Annotated in this window: 16 protein-coding genes; 15 read left to right on the top strand and 1 reads right to left on the bottom strand. The window is 31.6% G+C overall.

The annotated features are described in order from the left end of the window. Positions 1–16: 16 nt before the first annotated feature. From ACY3IT_RS00940 to ACY3IT_RS00915, 6 genes are all read left to right on the top strand, one after another. Positions 17–895: an ABC transporter permease gene (locus ACY3IT_RS00940; protein WP_463082923.1), complete on the top strand. Its 879-nt coding sequence runs from the start codon at positions 17–19 to the stop codon at positions 893–895. Continuing rightward, positions 895–1887 (top strand): ABC transporter ATP-binding protein, encoded by a 993-nt coding sequence (locus tag ACY3IT_RS00935; RefSeq protein ID WP_463082922.1) that lies wholly within the window; start codon positions 895–897, stop codon positions 1885–1887. The genes ACY3IT_RS00940 and ACY3IT_RS00935 overlap by 1 nt, the downstream gene beginning before the upstream one ends. Next, positions 1884–2864 (top strand): ABC transporter ATP-binding protein, encoded by a 981-nt coding sequence (locus ACY3IT_RS00930; RefSeq protein ID WP_463082921.1) that lies wholly within the window; start codon positions 1884–1886, stop codon positions 2862–2864. Before ACY3IT_RS00935 ends, ACY3IT_RS00930 begins: the two co-directional genes overlap by 4 nt. 26 nt (positions 2865–2890) lie before the next feature. Next, complete coding sequence (locus tag ACY3IT_RS00925; RefSeq protein ID WP_463082920.1) at positions 2891–4249, top strand: alpha-glucosidase/alpha-galactosidase; 1359 nt, start codon at positions 2891–2893, stop codon at positions 4247–4249. Positions 4250–4315: 66 nt separating this feature from the next. Continuing rightward, a complete protein-coding gene (locus ACY3IT_RS00920; protein WP_463082919.1) occupies positions 4316–5446 on the top strand; it encodes an O-antigen ligase family protein in 1131 nt (376 codons plus the stop codon). Further along, positions 5412–6485, top strand: coding sequence for a glycosyltransferase family 4 protein (locus tag ACY3IT_RS00915; protein ID WP_463082918.1), 1074 nt, complete (start codon positions 5412–5414; stop codon positions 6483–6485). Before ACY3IT_RS00920 ends, ACY3IT_RS00915 begins: the two co-directional genes overlap by 35 nt. Here ACY3IT_RS00915 and ACY3IT_RS00910 read toward each other — a convergent pair. Beyond that, positions 6452–7348, bottom strand: coding sequence for a glycosyltransferase family 2 protein (locus tag ACY3IT_RS00910; protein ID WP_463082917.1), 897 nt, complete (start codon positions 7346–7348; stop codon positions 6452–6454). The genes ACY3IT_RS00915 and ACY3IT_RS00910 overlap by 34 nt on opposite strands. A 40-nt stretch (positions 7349–7388) precedes the next feature. On the opposite strand from ACY3IT_RS00910, the gene ACY3IT_RS00905 reads away from it, so the two are divergent. The 9 genes from ACY3IT_RS00905 (at position 7389) to rd (ending at position 15940) form a co-directional block, all read left to right on the top strand. Further along, the gene (locus tag ACY3IT_RS00905; protein WP_463082916.1) at positions 7389–8051 is read left to right on the top strand and encodes a response regulator transcription factor; all 663 of its coding nucleotides are present in this window, start codon (positions 7389–7391) and stop codon (positions 8049–8051) included. Positions 8052–8053: 2 nt separating this feature from the next. Further along, on the top strand, positions 8054–9289 hold the full coding sequence (locus ACY3IT_RS00900; RefSeq protein ID WP_463082915.1) for a sensor histidine kinase: 1236 nt from the start codon (positions 8054–8056) through the stop codon (positions 9287–9289). A 5-nt stretch (positions 9290–9294) separates the two neighbouring features. After that, positions 9295–9888: a hypothetical protein gene (locus ACY3IT_RS00895; protein ID WP_463082914.1), complete on the top strand. Its 594-nt coding sequence runs from the start codon at positions 9295–9297 to the stop codon at positions 9886–9888. Beyond that, complete coding sequence (gene lnt, locus ACY3IT_RS00890) at positions 9876–11318, top strand: apolipoprotein N-acyltransferase (protein ID WP_463082913.1); 1443 nt, start codon at positions 9876–9878, stop codon at positions 11316–11318. The genes ACY3IT_RS00895 and lnt overlap by 13 nt, the downstream gene beginning before the upstream one ends. Beyond that, positions 11315–11860 (top strand): LPS export ABC transporter periplasmic protein LptC, encoded by a 546-nt coding sequence (gene lptC, locus ACY3IT_RS00885; RefSeq protein ID WP_463082912.1) that lies wholly within the window; start codon positions 11315–11317, stop codon positions 11858–11860. The genes lnt and lptC (ACY3IT_RS00885) overlap by 4 nt, the downstream gene beginning before the upstream one ends. 15 nt (positions 11861–11875) lie before the next feature. After that, on the top strand, positions 11876–12523 hold the full coding sequence (gene lptC, locus ACY3IT_RS00880; RefSeq protein ID WP_463082911.1) for an LPS export ABC transporter periplasmic protein LptC: 648 nt from the start codon (positions 11876–11878) through the stop codon (positions 12521–12523). Continuing rightward, positions 12520–13611 (top strand): LptF/LptG family permease, encoded by a 1092-nt coding sequence (locus tag ACY3IT_RS00875; protein WP_463082910.1) that lies wholly within the window; start codon positions 12520–12522, stop codon positions 13609–13611. The genes lptC (ACY3IT_RS00880) and ACY3IT_RS00875 overlap by 4 nt, the downstream gene beginning before the upstream one ends. Further along, positions 13590–15713: an LPS-assembly protein LptD gene (locus tag ACY3IT_RS00870; RefSeq protein WP_463082909.1), complete on the top strand. Its 2124-nt coding sequence runs from the start codon at positions 13590–13592 to the stop codon at positions 15711–15713. The genes ACY3IT_RS00875 and ACY3IT_RS00870 overlap by 22 nt, the downstream gene beginning before the upstream one ends. A 68-nt stretch (positions 15714–15781) precedes the next feature. Further along, entirely contained in the window at positions 15782–15940 is a 159-nt protein-coding gene (gene rd / locus ACY3IT_RS00865; RefSeq protein WP_463082908.1) for a rubredoxin, read from the top strand. The last annotated feature ends 1 nt before the right edge of the window (position 15941 follow it).

The following is a 15941-nucleotide window of genomic DNA, read 5'->3' as shown; positions in this document are numbered from 1 at the left end:
GAGGAAAGATATAGTTATGTTATTGGTGATAAGAGATTTATATAGGAGTGATAAAAAGTTTGCCTTTGGTTTTACAGTTATATGTTTGTTAATTTTTTTAGCTTTACTTTCTTTTGTTTCTCCTTATGATCCAAAATTATGGAATGTGGTTCCTAAAAATCAGCCTCCCTCTTTTCGTTATCTATTGGGTACAAATTCTATGGGACAAGATATATTCTGGAATTTAACACATGCTATAAGAAATTCTGTAATCCTTGGGTCTCTTACTGCAGTAATATCAATTGTAATTGGTACCTTTGTGGGGCTTCTTTCTGGTTACAGAGGTGGAAGTCTTGATAGATTTCTAATGTCTGTAAATGATAGTTTTATTGTTATTCCCAGTCTACCTATTCTTATTCTTATATCCTCAATAATAAAACAGCATATCAGTCTTATTCTAATTGCCTTTATACTTTCTTTATTCTCCTGGCCCTGGGGAGGAAGACAGGTAAGAGCTATTGTATTAGGTCTTAGAGAAAGAGAATTTACATATACAGCAAATTTCTCAGGAATGAGTACTTTTCAGATTATTATGACAGAGCATCTTCCTTTTGTTATACCATGGGTAATGGCTAACTTTATAAACACAATTTTATGGGCAATTGGAATGGAAACTACCCTCGCTATTTTTGGACTTTCAAGTTTGGAAACTCCTACTATAGGGACGACTATTTACTGGGCATTACAATATCAAGCTCTTCTAAGAGGAATATGGTGGTGGATTTTTACCCCTGTAATTTTAGCTATACTTCTTTTCATAGCTCTTTATACTCTATCGGTGAGTATTAGTAATTATCTTGATCCACGAACAAGAATTCAAAGAATGAGGATGAAAGAAGGAGGCCAAGAAGCCTAATGTATGCTTTAAAAGTGGAAAATTTAAAGGCTTATTATATTACTTCCTTATATGGTATTGAGAGAAAAGTTAGGGCAGTTGATAATGTGTCTTTTCAAGTTATGGAGAATGAGATTTTGGGAATAGCTGGAGAGTCTGGATGTGGTAAGAGTACTCTATTGAAAACCCTTATTGGGCTTATTAAACCTCCCTTAAGCGTGATGGGAGGTGGGATATATTATAAATATGGTGGTAGAGAAGTAGATATATTAAAGGATATTAATGTTTTAAAAGAATTAAAATGGAAGGTCTTTTCCTATGTGCCTCAAGGTTCAATGAGTGTACTAAATCCAACACGAAAAATCATAAAGACTTTTGAAGATGTAATAAAGTTACATCTTAACATCACAAATAATAATGTAATTAGGGATATGGTGGGAGAACATTTAAAGAGTTTGGGTCTTCCTTTTGAAGTTCTGAATTCATTTCCTCATCAACTCTCAGGAGGTATGCGACAGAGAGTTACTATAGCTTTAAGTACTATACTTAAACCTAAGGTGATTATAGCTGATGAAGCAACTACAGCCTTAGATGTGGTAGTGCAAAGAGGAGTAATCCAACTTTTAAAAAGGATTCAGTCGGAGTTTAAAGATACAATAATTATGGTAACTCATGATATGGGAGTTCATGCTAATATGGCTGATAGAATAATTATTATGTATGCAGGAAAGTTGGTGGAAATAGGTAGCGCAAAAGATATTTTTAAGAATCCTCTACATCCATACACTAAATATCTTATTGAATCCCTTCCTAGGATAGGCGATAAAACCTTGAAAAAGAGTGTCCCAGGAGCTCCTCCGTCTCTTTTAAATCCTCCATCTGGCTGTAGATTTCATCCTCGTTGCCCTTATGCAATGAGGGAATGTAAAGAGATGGTGCCAGACTTAGTAGAGATAGAGAAAGGACATAAAGTGGCCTGTTTTCTTCACAGCAAGGAGGTTGAGAAAACATGATGGAACAAGATTTTTTGTTATACGTTAAAGATTTAACCAAGATATTTGTAATTGGGGGAAGATTTTTAGGGGTAAAATTAGTAGCAGTGAATAAAGAAAGTTTTTATTTACCTTTAAATAAGCCTGAAATACTGACTATTGCTGGGGAGACAGGATCTGGAAAAACCACCTTAGCTCGTATGATATTAGGTTTAATTGAACCAACATCCGGAGAAATATATTATAAGGGGGAAAGAGTAACTGATTTAAGTTCTAGAAAAAATAAACTTAAATTTATGAAAGAAGTACAGCCCATATTTCAAAATCCTTTTGAAGCTTTTAATCCTTTAAAAAGAGTAGATTCTTATCTTTTTAATACAGCTATCAATTTTGGTCTTGCTAAGAATAGGCAAGAAGCGATGGATATTGTTGATATGAGTTTACAAGCAGTAGGCTTGAATCTAAAAGAGATAGAAAAAAGATATCCTCATGAACTTTCTGGAGGACAGCTTCAAAGAGTTTCTATTGCGAGAGCGCTTATAACAACTCCGTCTTTGCTTGTGGCGGATGAGCCAGTTTCTATGGTTGATGCTTCTTTAAGGATGTCCATAGTTAATCTGTTCAAAGAACTTAAGGAAAAATATGGTGTTTCGGTATTATATATAACCCATGATTTGACTACTGCCTATTATATTAGTGATTGGATTGCCATTATGTATAGAGGAAATATTGTGGAAATAGGACCTGTAGAGAAGGTTATGCTTAAACCTCTACATCCTTATACCAAGCTCTTAATTGACTCTGTGCCAGAGCCGGACATAGATAAACGTTGGGAAGGTAATATAAAACTTTCTGTCCAAGAGGTTAAAGAATTTTCTAAACTTGGTTGTAAATTTTCAGATCGTTGTGATGAGGCAAGAGATATATGTTTTAGAGAAGAGCCTAAAAAGATTCTTATAGATGATCGTTGGGTAATGTGTCATAAATATATTTCTTAAAAAATTTAAATTAAGGAGGTAGTTTTATGGTAAAAATAGCTATTATTGGTGCTGGTAGTGTAGCCTTTTCTATGAAGCTTATTCAAGATCTTAATTACTACAAAGATCTTTCTGGAAGCACAGTAACCTTTATGGATATTAATGAGGATAGGCTTGATCTTGTTTATTCTTTAGCTGATAAGTATAGAAAAGAGGCCGGTACTGATTTAAAACTTGAAAAGACCACAGATAGAAAAAAAGCATTAGATGGAGCTGATTTTGTAATAAATACAGTAAAAATAGGTGGATATCATAATATGGAGAAGGAAAGAGAAATTGCTGAAAGTTTAGGTTATTACAGGGGAGTGGATGATAAAGTAAGTGATTACTATGGGGGATTCGCTGCCTATGAACAACTAAGGTTTGTAAGAGATTTGGTGAAGGATGTAGAAAAGTTGGCTCCTAATGCATGGTATATGCAGGTTTCTAATCCTGTATTTGAAAGTACAAATTTAGCTTTAAGAGAATCTGGCCTTAAGGTGGTTGGTTTCTGTCATGGATATTTAGAGCTTTTCCATTTGGTAAGAGCTTTGGGGTTGGATCCTAAGGATATAGAAGAGCAAGTAGCAGGGTTTAATCATTGCATCTTTTTGACGAAATTTAAGTATAAAGGGCAAGATGCCTATCCCTTAATAGATAAATGGATAGAGGAAGAAGCTCCAAAGATTTGGAATTCTTATGATTATATGATATCTCCTTGGGAATATACTCAATTTTCTCCTGCAAGTGTAGAGATGTATAGACTTTATGGTTTATTCCCTATCGGAGATACTCCAAGAAGTGTTTCACCTTGGTGGTTCCATACAAGCTTGAATGAGAAGAAAAAATGGTATCCTGCAGGAGGTCCAGATTCCGAGATAGGATGGACCATGTATCTTTATGGATTAAAGCTTAGATTGCAGCAAATGGAGAGATTGGCAAGAGATCCTAATGTGTCAGTAGTAAAAGAATTACCGATGGAAGAAAGTATGGAATCTATAATACCTTTTGTAGATGCTATAGTAAACAATAACAGAAGAAGATTGGTTATTAATGTACCAAACAATGGTGCTATTCCTGGAATCCCTGATGATGTAATTGTGGAGATACCAGTATATGTAGATAAGAATGGAATTGAAAGAGAAAAGATTGAGAAAATTCCATCCCGTTTGATGCTTTATGTATTAATACCAAGATGGTTAAGAATGGAAAGAATACTTCAAGCTTTTCGTGAGGGAGATAGGAAGAGTCTTCTTCTTATGGTTATGGATGACCCAAGAACTCAAAGTTTTGAACAAGGGAAGAATCTTGTTGAAACTCTTCTCTCACAACCTTGGAATGAAGAGATGAATAAACATTATAAATAAAAAATGAAGGGGGGGACAAAAATCCCCCCTATTTTCTAAAATTGTGTTATAATTTATTTCATGAGAATGGAAGAAATATTATATATATTGGGATTTTTTTTAGGAGTAGGTGGAGGGACAATTGGATTTATCATATATTTTTTCTCTCGTGTTTTAAGAATCAGAGAGCTTAGTTTTAAAAACATAGATCCAATTTTAATTTTTTTTATCATCTCTTTTTTTCTATCTTCTTTATTTTCTACTTTTAGGAAATTTTCATTATTAAATTTTTTAGTACTGCTATTTTTGGTTTTATTTTACTTATTCTTTATAAAGGAAAATCTCTCCCCCTCATTAATTGATAGAGTATTAGACTACTTTATTTTTGGTGCTACTCTACTTGCTTTTTCTGGAATAAATATATTTCTTCATAATAAGGGATATTATGCAGAAACTCCTATTTTAGGTAAAAATGCTTTAGGTACTGTTTTAGCTACTACTATTCCCTTAGTACAATTGAAAATTTTAACAGATAATGGTAAATTGTGGCATTTTATATCTTTAATTATACTTATTGTAGGACTCATCCTTAGTATGTCACAAGGAGCAATTTTGGGATTGATTTTAGCTGAGATCTTGATATTTATTTTAGGGGATAAAAAGGTTAAAAGAAAGGTCTTATATATGAGCATAATAGCACTGTTAATTTTAGTATTTTTTCTTATAAAATCTATTTTAGTAAAGGACAATTTATTTTCCTTTTTCTTGACAAGAGTTGATCCATATTCAAGTTCAAAAATACAAAGAATTTATATATGGATATCTGCTTGGAAAATGTTTTTAGATCATCCTATTTTTGGGGTAGGCTTTTCTGCTTTTAGCAAGATGTATCCTTATTATAGATTACCTCAAGCTATAAAAGAAAATATGTCTTTTGCTCATAATCTTCCCCTGAATCTTCTTGCTGAAACTGGTATATTGGGTTTTCTTTCTTTTTCTTTAGTCATTTTTCAATTTTTTTACTGGGGAATAAAAGCTTATTTGAGAGATAAAGATTACCTTTCTTTGGCTGTTCTGAGTGGGTATACAGCATATATGGGACATCAGTTTTTTGATGGTACTATGTGGTCACTACATCTTGGAATTATATTTTTCTTCTTTGGAGCTATTTTAAGAAGTTTATATGAGAAGGGTACTTTTTCTTCTTCCATACTTTAATCTTGCAGGTACAGAAAACCATGTAATAGAGCTTATTAAGGCTTTAAAGGATGAGTATGAATTTTTAGTAACAGCTCCTCAAGGGGGAGGAATAACCATATTAAATAGCAACAATATACCTTATAGTGAAATTCCATATCTTGGTTTTTTAAATATTAGAGAATATAAGGATAGGGTTAGAAAAATAATTAATGATTTTAATCCTCATTTGATTCATATACATGGAGCACATGAATTGATATTTATTGCTAAAAAGTTATTTCCGGATATTCCTGTTGTATTTACTTGTCATGGTTATCCACCCACATTTTTTTATCTAAATTATTCTCTTTCTGTCTTTTTTAGTAGGTTGGCTGATAGGGTCATATGTGTGTCTAATTATGATAAAGAAATTCTTATTAAAAAAGGTCTTTCAAAGGATAAGGTTGTAGTTATTCACAATGGAATTGCAGAAAGTACTGAAGGGAAAAATTTACCTATTAAGGTGGATGGGTTTATTATAGGAACTACTGCCCGATTAACAAAGACAAAAGGTATTAAATACTTAGTTTATGCTTTCTATGAGGTAGCGAAAAGATATAATAATGTGAAGTTAGTAATAATAGGAGATGGGGAAGAGAGAAAATCATTAGAGAATTTAGTTAAAAAGTTAAATATTAGAGATAAAGTATACTTTTTAGGAAAGATGCCTGGGGCAAGAGATTACATAAAGAATTTTCAAATATTTGTTTTGCCTTCACTTTTTGAGGCTTTTGGATTAGTCATATTAGAGGCTTTTTCAGTCAAAGTACCTGTTATTGCAACGAGTGTAGGTGGGATACCAGAGATTATAAGTGATGGTATCGATGGAATCTTGGTGCCTCCTAAGAATATTAATGCTCTTTCTAATGCAATTGTAACTCTTATTGAGAAGGAAAATATGAGGAATGAGTTAGCTCAAAAAGGATATGAAAAATTTATAAATGAATTTACTTCTGCAAAAATGGCTAAAAGAACAAGAGCAGTTTATGAGGAAATTTTATCCAATTCATCTAAATAGGCCTTATTTAGTACTCCTGAAAGGAAAATCTGGGATAATGTATGATATCCTTTCTTTTCTGCAAAATTAAACCACTTTTCTATATTCTTTTCATTTATTAATCCAAAGAATCTTTGAATAAAGTTTCCTATTTTATAAATTCTTCCCATTTGTATCATCATTTTAACTTCTAAAGTAGGATGTTTCTTATAAAAATAAATAGCTGATCTTGCCCTTTCTCTCTCTTTATTTAGTAGATATGGTAAATTAGTAAGATCAGGAGGAATACTAAGATGCCAAACAATAACTTTTTCTGATTTTACCAGTTTTACTCCCAGTTTCTTAAGTCTTATTCCTAATTCTAAATCTTCCCAACCATAAAAGGAAAAATTTACGTCAAAAAATCCTGTAACGGATAGAAGCTCTTTTGAAACACTTACATTTCCCGTAGCGAAAAAGGCGGATGAAATATCCCTTAATTTGAATTTTTCTGTCCATGGTTCTTTCCAGTTATATGTGTTTATCACAGGTCCTTGTACTATTACATTAAAATTATTTTCTTTTTGGATATCATAGTGATTTTTAAGAAAATCCTTCTTAACGTATATATCACTATCTATAAATACTATAAGCTTACCTTGAGAGATATTAAGTGCCATATTTCTTGCATGGGCTGGTCCTTTTCTTTCCTTACTCTTTATATATTTCAAGTTAGGGTACATTTTTTGAAAGTTATTAATCAGCTCACTAGTATTATCAGAAGACCCATCATCAGAGATAATAACCTCATATTCCCCTTCAAAATCTTGATTAAGAATTTGAGGAAGAATGATCTCCAATAGATTTTTTCTATTATATGTTGGCATAATCACACTTATATCCATGATTTTAAATTATATCAGATTTTTGTGATATACTTAAACTATGCGTATTCTTGTGGTGGAAGATGATAAGAAAATAGCAAATCTGTTAAATCTTGAGCTTACCCATGAAGGATATGAGGTAAAGGTAGTCTATGATGGTTATGATGCCCTTATAGAAGCAGAAGAATTTAAGCCAGATTTGGTAATTCTTGATATAATGCTACCTGGAATATCTGGAAAAGAAGTGGCAAAAAGATTGAGGTATAAATATCCTGATATGGGTATTATAATGCTTACCGCTCTTCACGAAGTTAAGGATAAAGTAGAAGCTTTTAATTTTGGGGTGGATGATTATGTAGTAAAACCTTTTAGTATAGAAGAGCTTTTAGCAAGAATTCAGGCTGTCTCAAGAAGAAAGGAAAAGAAGGAAGAAGTAATTGAAAAATATGGTATTTCAATCTTCCCATCAGAGTATAGAGCTTTAGTTGATGGAAAAGAGATAGTGTTATCTAAAACTGAATTCTCTCTTCTTTATTTTTTAATGAGAAATGCAGGGATGGTTCTTTCTAAGGATAAGATTTTGTCATATGTATGGGGAGATTATGATGATGAGAGAAAAAATTTAGTAGAGGTATACATAAATTATCTGAGAAAAAAACTGGGGGATAAAGGTAAATATATAAAAACCATAAGAGGAATTGGATATTCTTTTAGGGAAGATTAATTATGAAAATAGCTTGGAAGATCACTCTAACTTATACTTTTGTTATAGTAACTTTTATTTCTCTTTTTTCTTTGATTTTTTACGAGAATTCTAAAAATACCATTATGGATGAGCATAAAAAGGATCTGTATAAGAGTTTTTTTGGCTTTTCCTATGGAAGAGGATTTATGATGGGAAGGGGAATGGGAAGAATTTCTTCCTACTATATTGCCCAAAATGGAGTGGTTATTCAAGATCCCTTTAGTTTGGGTGAAGTGAAAGAAGAAGGTATATATAATACTAATGATGGATATTATGTACTCATAGTTAAAAGAGATGAATATCTTATTGGTAAGGATATTACATCTACCATATATGCCCTTGATAGGTTAAAAAGAAATTCCATACTTTTTGCTTTACTTTCCATAATTCCTTCCATGGCTATTGGTTATTTTATGTCCAATAGATTTTTATCTCCAATAAGAAGAATAATAAAAGAGGCAAAAAAGGTGGATATAAGAAGACAAGATAGGATAGAGTTTCCCAGGACAAAGGATGAACTTTGGGAGCTTGTGAATACATTGAATATGATGCTTGATAGGATAGAAAAGGTTTATAAACGGGAGGAAGAATTTTCTTCGGATGTTTCTCATGAATTGAAGACTCCTCTTACTTCTATTTTGGGGTATATAAAAATGTTAAAAAGGTGGGGAAAAGAGGATAAAAAAGTTCTTGAGGAGTCATTAAACATATTGGAGGAAACAACTCAATATATGGTAAATATGGTAGATACTCTTCTTGAAACAGCAAGGGTCTCAGAAGATATAATTTTCAATAAATTTTGGGTAAAGGAGTTTTTGGAAGAGATAAAGGAGAAATATTCAAAGATTTATTCAGAATATGAATTTCATATAATTCTAAATAAAAATGAAGAAGTGATTTTTCCAAAGAAAGTTCTTGAAATTATCCTGGGAATTTTTATTGAGAATGGAATAAAAAATTCTCTTGATAAAAAGTTAATTGATATAGGTTATAATGATGGTAAATTTTTCGTAAGAGATTATGGAAAAGGTATACCTGAGGAAGAGATTTCTAAGATTTTTGAAAGATTTTATAAATTGGATAAGTCAAGAAGTAGTAGGGGGTATGGGCTTGGTCTTTCTCTTGCTAAAAAGCTTTCAGATGTGGCAGGTCTTGAGATAGAAGTGGAAAGTAGAGAAGGAGAGGGAAGTACATTCTTCTTAAAGAGGAGAAAGTAGCATTTATGAAAAGAATTTTTATTTTTCTACTTATTATTTTATTTTTTTTATCAGGATGTGCACGTACTGTTACTATAAGACCGAAAGGACTTTTAAAAATTCAATTAGAGTTTTATAATCCTTTAAGTTTATACGATGGTAGTAATTACTATTCCCTTGTGATTCCATTTAATAAAGATGGATATGTAAGTAATGATCTAAGTACATGGCAATACTTCATATGGTGTGATGGAGATAGGGATATATTGAACTTTAAGTGGGGCAAAAATGGAGATCTGTCAACTCTTCAACTATTTTCTTTGATACATGCTCAACTTAAAGGTGAGATTTCAGAGGATAAAACTACTTTGATTTTTCAAATTCCATTGATTGTTTTTGGGGGATCTCTAAGTAAGCTTTATATGAAGATATATTTATACAAAATATTAGGAAGCCCATCATACATACAAGGTTTAGCTGATCTTCTATGGAGTGTTCCACAGGAAGATATATATCAGGAAGATATATATATAGATTTAACCAATCCTATCAGTGGAAAAATATTGTATGATGAATATTTTTCTGATCAAGTAAGTCATATAAAAATATGGTTAGAGTAAACAAGTTCAGAATTTTTATATATCTTTTTATATCTATACTCTTTTATATTCTCTCTTTTCCTCCCTTTAATTTCTCATTTCTTATCTTTTTTACCCTTATACCTCTTTTTTCCCTTCTTCCGGAAATTACTCAAAGGAAAGCTTTTATCTTAGGTTTTTTATATGGAATTGGCTATAATAGTGTTAACTTTTATTGGATACCACGCTTGGTATCTCATTTTACAAGTATAGGTCTCTCCATATTTGTGTATCTTCTTCTTATTATTTATCTTTCTCTATATTATGGAGTTTTTCTTTGGGGGGTAAAAAGAAAAGAGAATTCTATATTTTTTCCAGCCTTTTTTATGGTATTTATACAATGGATAAGATCCCATGGACCTCTTGCCTTTAATTGGGGGTCATTTGGGGAGCCTTTGGTTCATATTTATCCTCTTCTTCAATGGGCAAGTATATTTGGCGAATTGGGTTTAGTTTTTTTGGTCGTTTTAGTTAATACTGTAATAGCAAGATTTAGGGAATCGGATTTTAAAAGAAAGATTTCTTTTATTTTTGTTTTTATTTCTCTATTTATTGTAGGATTTTTTATAGGCAGGGGAGATTACAATTCATTTATGAAGGTGGGGGCGGTACAAGGAAGTTATGATAGCTTTTCCAAATATTTTTATACCAATATTTATGACCAATTCAAGGTTCATAAAGAACTAACATTAAATCTTCCTGATAATTTGGATTTAGTGGTATGGGCAGAGAGTGTACTTTTTTGCTATTTAAATCATTCTCCCATATATCTCAAGGAGTTGGGAGAGCTTGCAGAGTTTAAAAATACTAATCTTCTTTTAGGATCCTTGGAGATGAATGGAAGAAATATTTATAATTCTGCATATCTCATCACAAGGGATGGAAGATATAAAGTGCATAGGAAGGTACAACTTGTACCTTTTGTTGAGGAAGTTCCCTTTCCTTTCAATTATGTAATTCCAGAGTATTTTAGAGGACTTATTGGAAATTATAGTAGTGGCCCTGGTTTTTATCCTTTATCTATTGATGGGAAGAAAATAGGTGTACTTATATGTTTTGAATCTTTATTCTCAGATCCATCAAAAATACTTTCTCAAAGACATAGTGATATAATTGTGGTTATAACTAATGATGGCTGGTTTCAAGGGACACCAGCAGTCTATCAGCATAAGAATCAATCTCTTCTTAGAGGAGTAGAAAATAGGAGACCTATAGTTCAGGTAGCAAATACGGGGATTACATTTTTCGCTGATCCTTATGGTAGGATTATAAAAGAAACAAAAGAAGGGGAAAAAGTTGCTATTTATGGAGAAGTTCCAAAAGGGAGCTTTTCTCTTTATACTTTTTGGGGGGATATGCCCATGTTTTTGGGATTTTTAATATTTCTTTTGATAAAATTGATTAAAGAATGAGACGGACAATTTTTCTTAGTATATTGATATTGGTGGTTCTTATTGCTTGGGGAGGAAGTTACTATCTTTTTCCTCCACAAAAAGAAGAAGTATCTTCTAATTATGAGAAGCCTGGTATTTATGCCAAAAAGGTACATTTGAAGGGTAGAGATGAGGGAAATCTGAGTTGGGAGATCTCAGCTGATAATTTAAGTATTGATTTAAATTATAGAAAATTTCTCTTTGAGGGGAATATAGATGGTAAAGTATATAGAGATAATAAATTGTCTTTGTATATAAAAACAGAAAAGGCAGAGGTAGATAGGGATAAAAAGATAATGAAAATACCAGATAGATTATATTTTGAAACTGAGGATGGTTATGTGGGTGAGGCAAGAGAAGGGGTATGGTATTTTGATACAGGGGAATTTGTTAGTACAAAGGGAAGGGTAAGATTTGAGAAGAGAGGAGAGTTTAGGGCCGAGGCAGATATTTTTAGATTTGATTCTAAGGAAGGAAAAGCTGATTTTGAAGGTAATGTGGTGATAGAAGTATTATATTAAGAGGGGAGGAAAAACATGAATAAGATAATTGGAATTTTTTTAATCTTTGTGCTAATTATAGGAATTGGTTTTTCACAAACTAAAACTCCTATTAAGATTTCTGCCCAGAAAATATCATATGATTTTGGAAAAAAGGTGACTCGAGCAGAGGGAAATGTTACTGTTATATATAAACCTGGACAAGAGGATGAGACAAAGATTACAAGCACAATGATATTTTATAATCAAGATACCAGTATTGTAGAAGCTCCAGGAAAAGTAAGTATTACTCAAAAAGATTTATCAATTGTCGGGGAGGATTTAAAGGTAGATCTTAAAAAGGAGATCTTGGAGTTAAAGAAAAATGTAAATGTGGTTTTGCAGAGAAAAAGTGGAGAGAAAATAGAAATTACAAAACTTTTTTCTCAGGGAGTAGTTTACTCTTTAAAGAATAAAACAGGAAGTTTAACTGGAAGCGTAAGAATAGAGAGGGAAGATCTTATAGTAACTGCAAGTAGTGCAGACTTTGATACTGATAAAGAGGTTTATACCTTTTTAGATAATGTAAAGATGTTGGATAGTGATAAGAATGAAATAAATTGTAAAAAGCTTGTAGTATATGTAAAGGATAAGAGGGTTGAGGCAGAAGGCAATATAGATACTACCTTTTATGTAAAAGAATGATAAGAATAAAAACTTATCACAAGTATGTATTAAGTGAATTATTAGGTCCCTTCTTCTTGGGAATATTTGGATTTATATTAGTAATGCTAATCCAAATACTTTATGAGTTTTCTGATTTTATTATTTTAAGAAGGATCAGTTTAGAGGTTGTATTGAAACTTCTTTACTATAAGATTCCATCATTGTTAGTATTTGTGATTCCTGTGTCTCTTCTTTTCGCTATAATTTTTTCCTTTGGAAGGCTTATGAGAGATGGCGAAATATTTGCTATGAGATGTAGTGGAATTTATTTTTTTTCTCTGACAATTGTACCCCTTTTGTTTTCCCTATTGCTTTCCATAATTCTTTGGTTTTTTACTTATTCTCTTATTCCAGAATCTAATTTTCGTGCTAATCAATTGATTCAAAAATACTTTTTTTTAAATCCTGCTCCTGTAAAGGGTGAAAATGTTTTTTTTCATGATGAAGAGGGAAGGTATTATTACGTTAAAAAAATAATAGAAAAGAGTAATAAAATGGAAGATGTACTTGTATATGATACCTCAAATTCCAATAAATTTCCTGTTATTTACACTGCAAAGGAGGCTATTTGGAATAGAGATTCACTTATATTGAAAAATGGCATAGTACATTATTTAGGAGAGGATTCCTTTGTAGCATGGGAGGGAAATTTTGAGGAGTTTAAGATAAATCTTCCTCAAGATTTTATGCTAATCTTTTATAGAGATAGAACTCCTCAAGAGATGCCTACTAATGAACTTAAGAAAAGAATTGAAGTTTATAGAAAATCGGGAATATCTGCCAGATCCTATCTTGTAGAGGATTATCTAAGGATCGCCCAAAGTGTTGCATTACCTATATTTGCTATCCTTGGATTTAGTGTAATCCTTATTACAGGAAGAGGAGGAAGACTTTGGGGAACTGCCTTTAGTATTATTATTGCCTTCTTTTATTATGGTTTCAACATTATCGCTCGATCCTTAGGAGAACATGCTATTTTTTCTCCTTTTATCTCTGCATGGTTGCCTAATATTACCTTAGGAAGTATCAGTTTGGGAGTATTTATATGGAAGATAAGAAAATGGTAAAAAGATTAGTTTTTATTACTATAATACTATATTTCATCCTACATATAGCTTTTGCCGAGACTCCTTGGAAAATAAAGGCAGAAAAAATATCTTTTAATTGGGAAACCCAATTTTTTAAGGCGGAAGGTAATGTGGAGTTTTCAGGAAAAGATATATTAATAAAGGCAGACAGATTAGAGGGAAATATAAGAGAAGCCTTATTTATAGCAGAAGGTAATGTTTATTTTAAAGATAGAGAGGGAGAATTTTGGGCAGAAGATATAGAGTACTTTTATAAGGAAGAGAAAGCTACTATAAAAAATGTGAAATTAAAATATAAGGTACTTGACTCTCAGGAAAAGATGTATATAAAAGGAGAAGATTTAATATGGAAGAAGGGAGATATATCCCTTAAGAAAGGTGCTTTTACTACTTGTTCTTATGAAAATCCTCATTATTTCCTTTCTGCATCTCAAATTGAATATTATCCTAATGATAGGGTAGTTTTTATTAATGTGATTTTCTTTTTAAGATTTCCATATCCTGCTTTTTATCTACCAATTTTTTATGTTCCTTATTATGTAATTCCTCTCACAAAGGAGCCTTCTCCATTTCCTCAGATTGGTTATGATTCTACTCTTGGACTATATCTTACTTATCCTTTTTCATATAATCTTTGGGGGGTTCCTGGTGTTCTTACTTTTCTTATATCTCAAAATCAAGGGTTTAAATTCTCTCTATCTCAAAAGTATAGTTTTCCAAATCTTTATGGAAATATAGATGCTCACTACCTTTATAATTACAATCTTAATACTGATGAATTAAGACTTAGTATTACTGGTAAATATGTTCTTTCTTCTCTTTCCTTAAATTTTAATTCCATATATTTTTCTTATCCTTATTCTGGTAATTATTCCTTGCAAAACTCAGTTAATTTAACCTATACCTCTGGAATATTAAGAACTAATATACTTGGTACTTGGAATAATAATCCCAACTTTGATAATAAAGGGGTAAATATTAATACAACTCTTGATTTCAATAAAAATCTAAAACTACAGTCCAATATAAGATATAGCAAGCTTTCTTATACTTTAGGAAGTAGACAAGAGGATTTGCAGGGAAATATTAATCTTGATTACGATGATACTGTTCAAAGATTTTATATATATGCCAATGAAAGATGGACTAATACTGCAGATTTGCTATTAAAGAAGGTGCCAGAATTTTATTATAGTAGAAAATTATCACTTGCAAGTATTCCATCAAGGCTGGAATTACTTTTTGGAAATTATATTGAGCCAGGTATTCCTTTTACTATCAATACATGGAAAATGGGATTTTCTTTAACTTTATCTCCCAAGTTATTATTTTCTACTGGAAATATCTCTTCAAATCTTGGATTTAAGCAGGAATTCTATGGTACTCAAGATGCACGTTATCTTTTATTTGGAAATATAAGTTATAGCTATAGACTTTCATCTTTAATATCAGGATTTCTAAATTATAATTTCCAATGGTTAGGAAAAGATATTGTAACTGGAGATTCTGGGAATACTCCTTTCTATTTCGATTATTTAACTAATATCAACAATATAGGTCTCCAAGCTACTATTGGAAACCCCAATATAAATATATCCTTACAGCAAGGCTATAATTTTATCAATAATACACCTACATCTTTATCTATTTCAGGAATACTAAAACTGGAAAAAACGGCAACCTTTTCTGCTAAGACGTCTTATCTTTGGAATACACAAACATTCACGCCTCTTTTTATCCAAGGTATTTTTCAGAATCCAAATTTTTATTTTTCTTTCGGTAGTCTATATGATTTAAATGCTAACCTAATTAAAAGGGTGGATTATAAGGTAGGAATTAATATAACAGGAGATTGGCATTATGCTGGTAAACTTAGTCTTTTAGGTTATTATATACCTACCTTAGGGAATACCTTTTATTCTCTCTCCTTAGAGAAGGATCTTCACTGTTTTAATATGAAAGCTACATATTATTTTGCTACCCAAAGTTTCCAATTTAGCATATATCTCAAGGCGTTTCCATCAAAAGGATTGGAACTTATGGGTAGACCTGAGGGATTTACCTTGTTACCAAGTTTTTAATAGAAATACTTGTAGTTTTTTGATATAATTTAAAACTGAAAATAAATTTTAATAAGGGGGTTAAGTTTATGACAAAATATAGATGTATAGTATGTGGGTACATTTATGATCCAGAGGAAGGAGACCCTCATGGGAATATTCCACCAGGAACACCTTTTGAAGAGATTCCAGATGATTGGGTATGTCCTGTGTGTGGTGCGGATAAAAGTATGTTCAAACCAGTATAGG

It is taken from the genome of Dictyoglomus sp. GBS, assembly GCF_055179815.1.
This window is presented reverse-complemented; position numbering and strand designations above follow the sequence as displayed.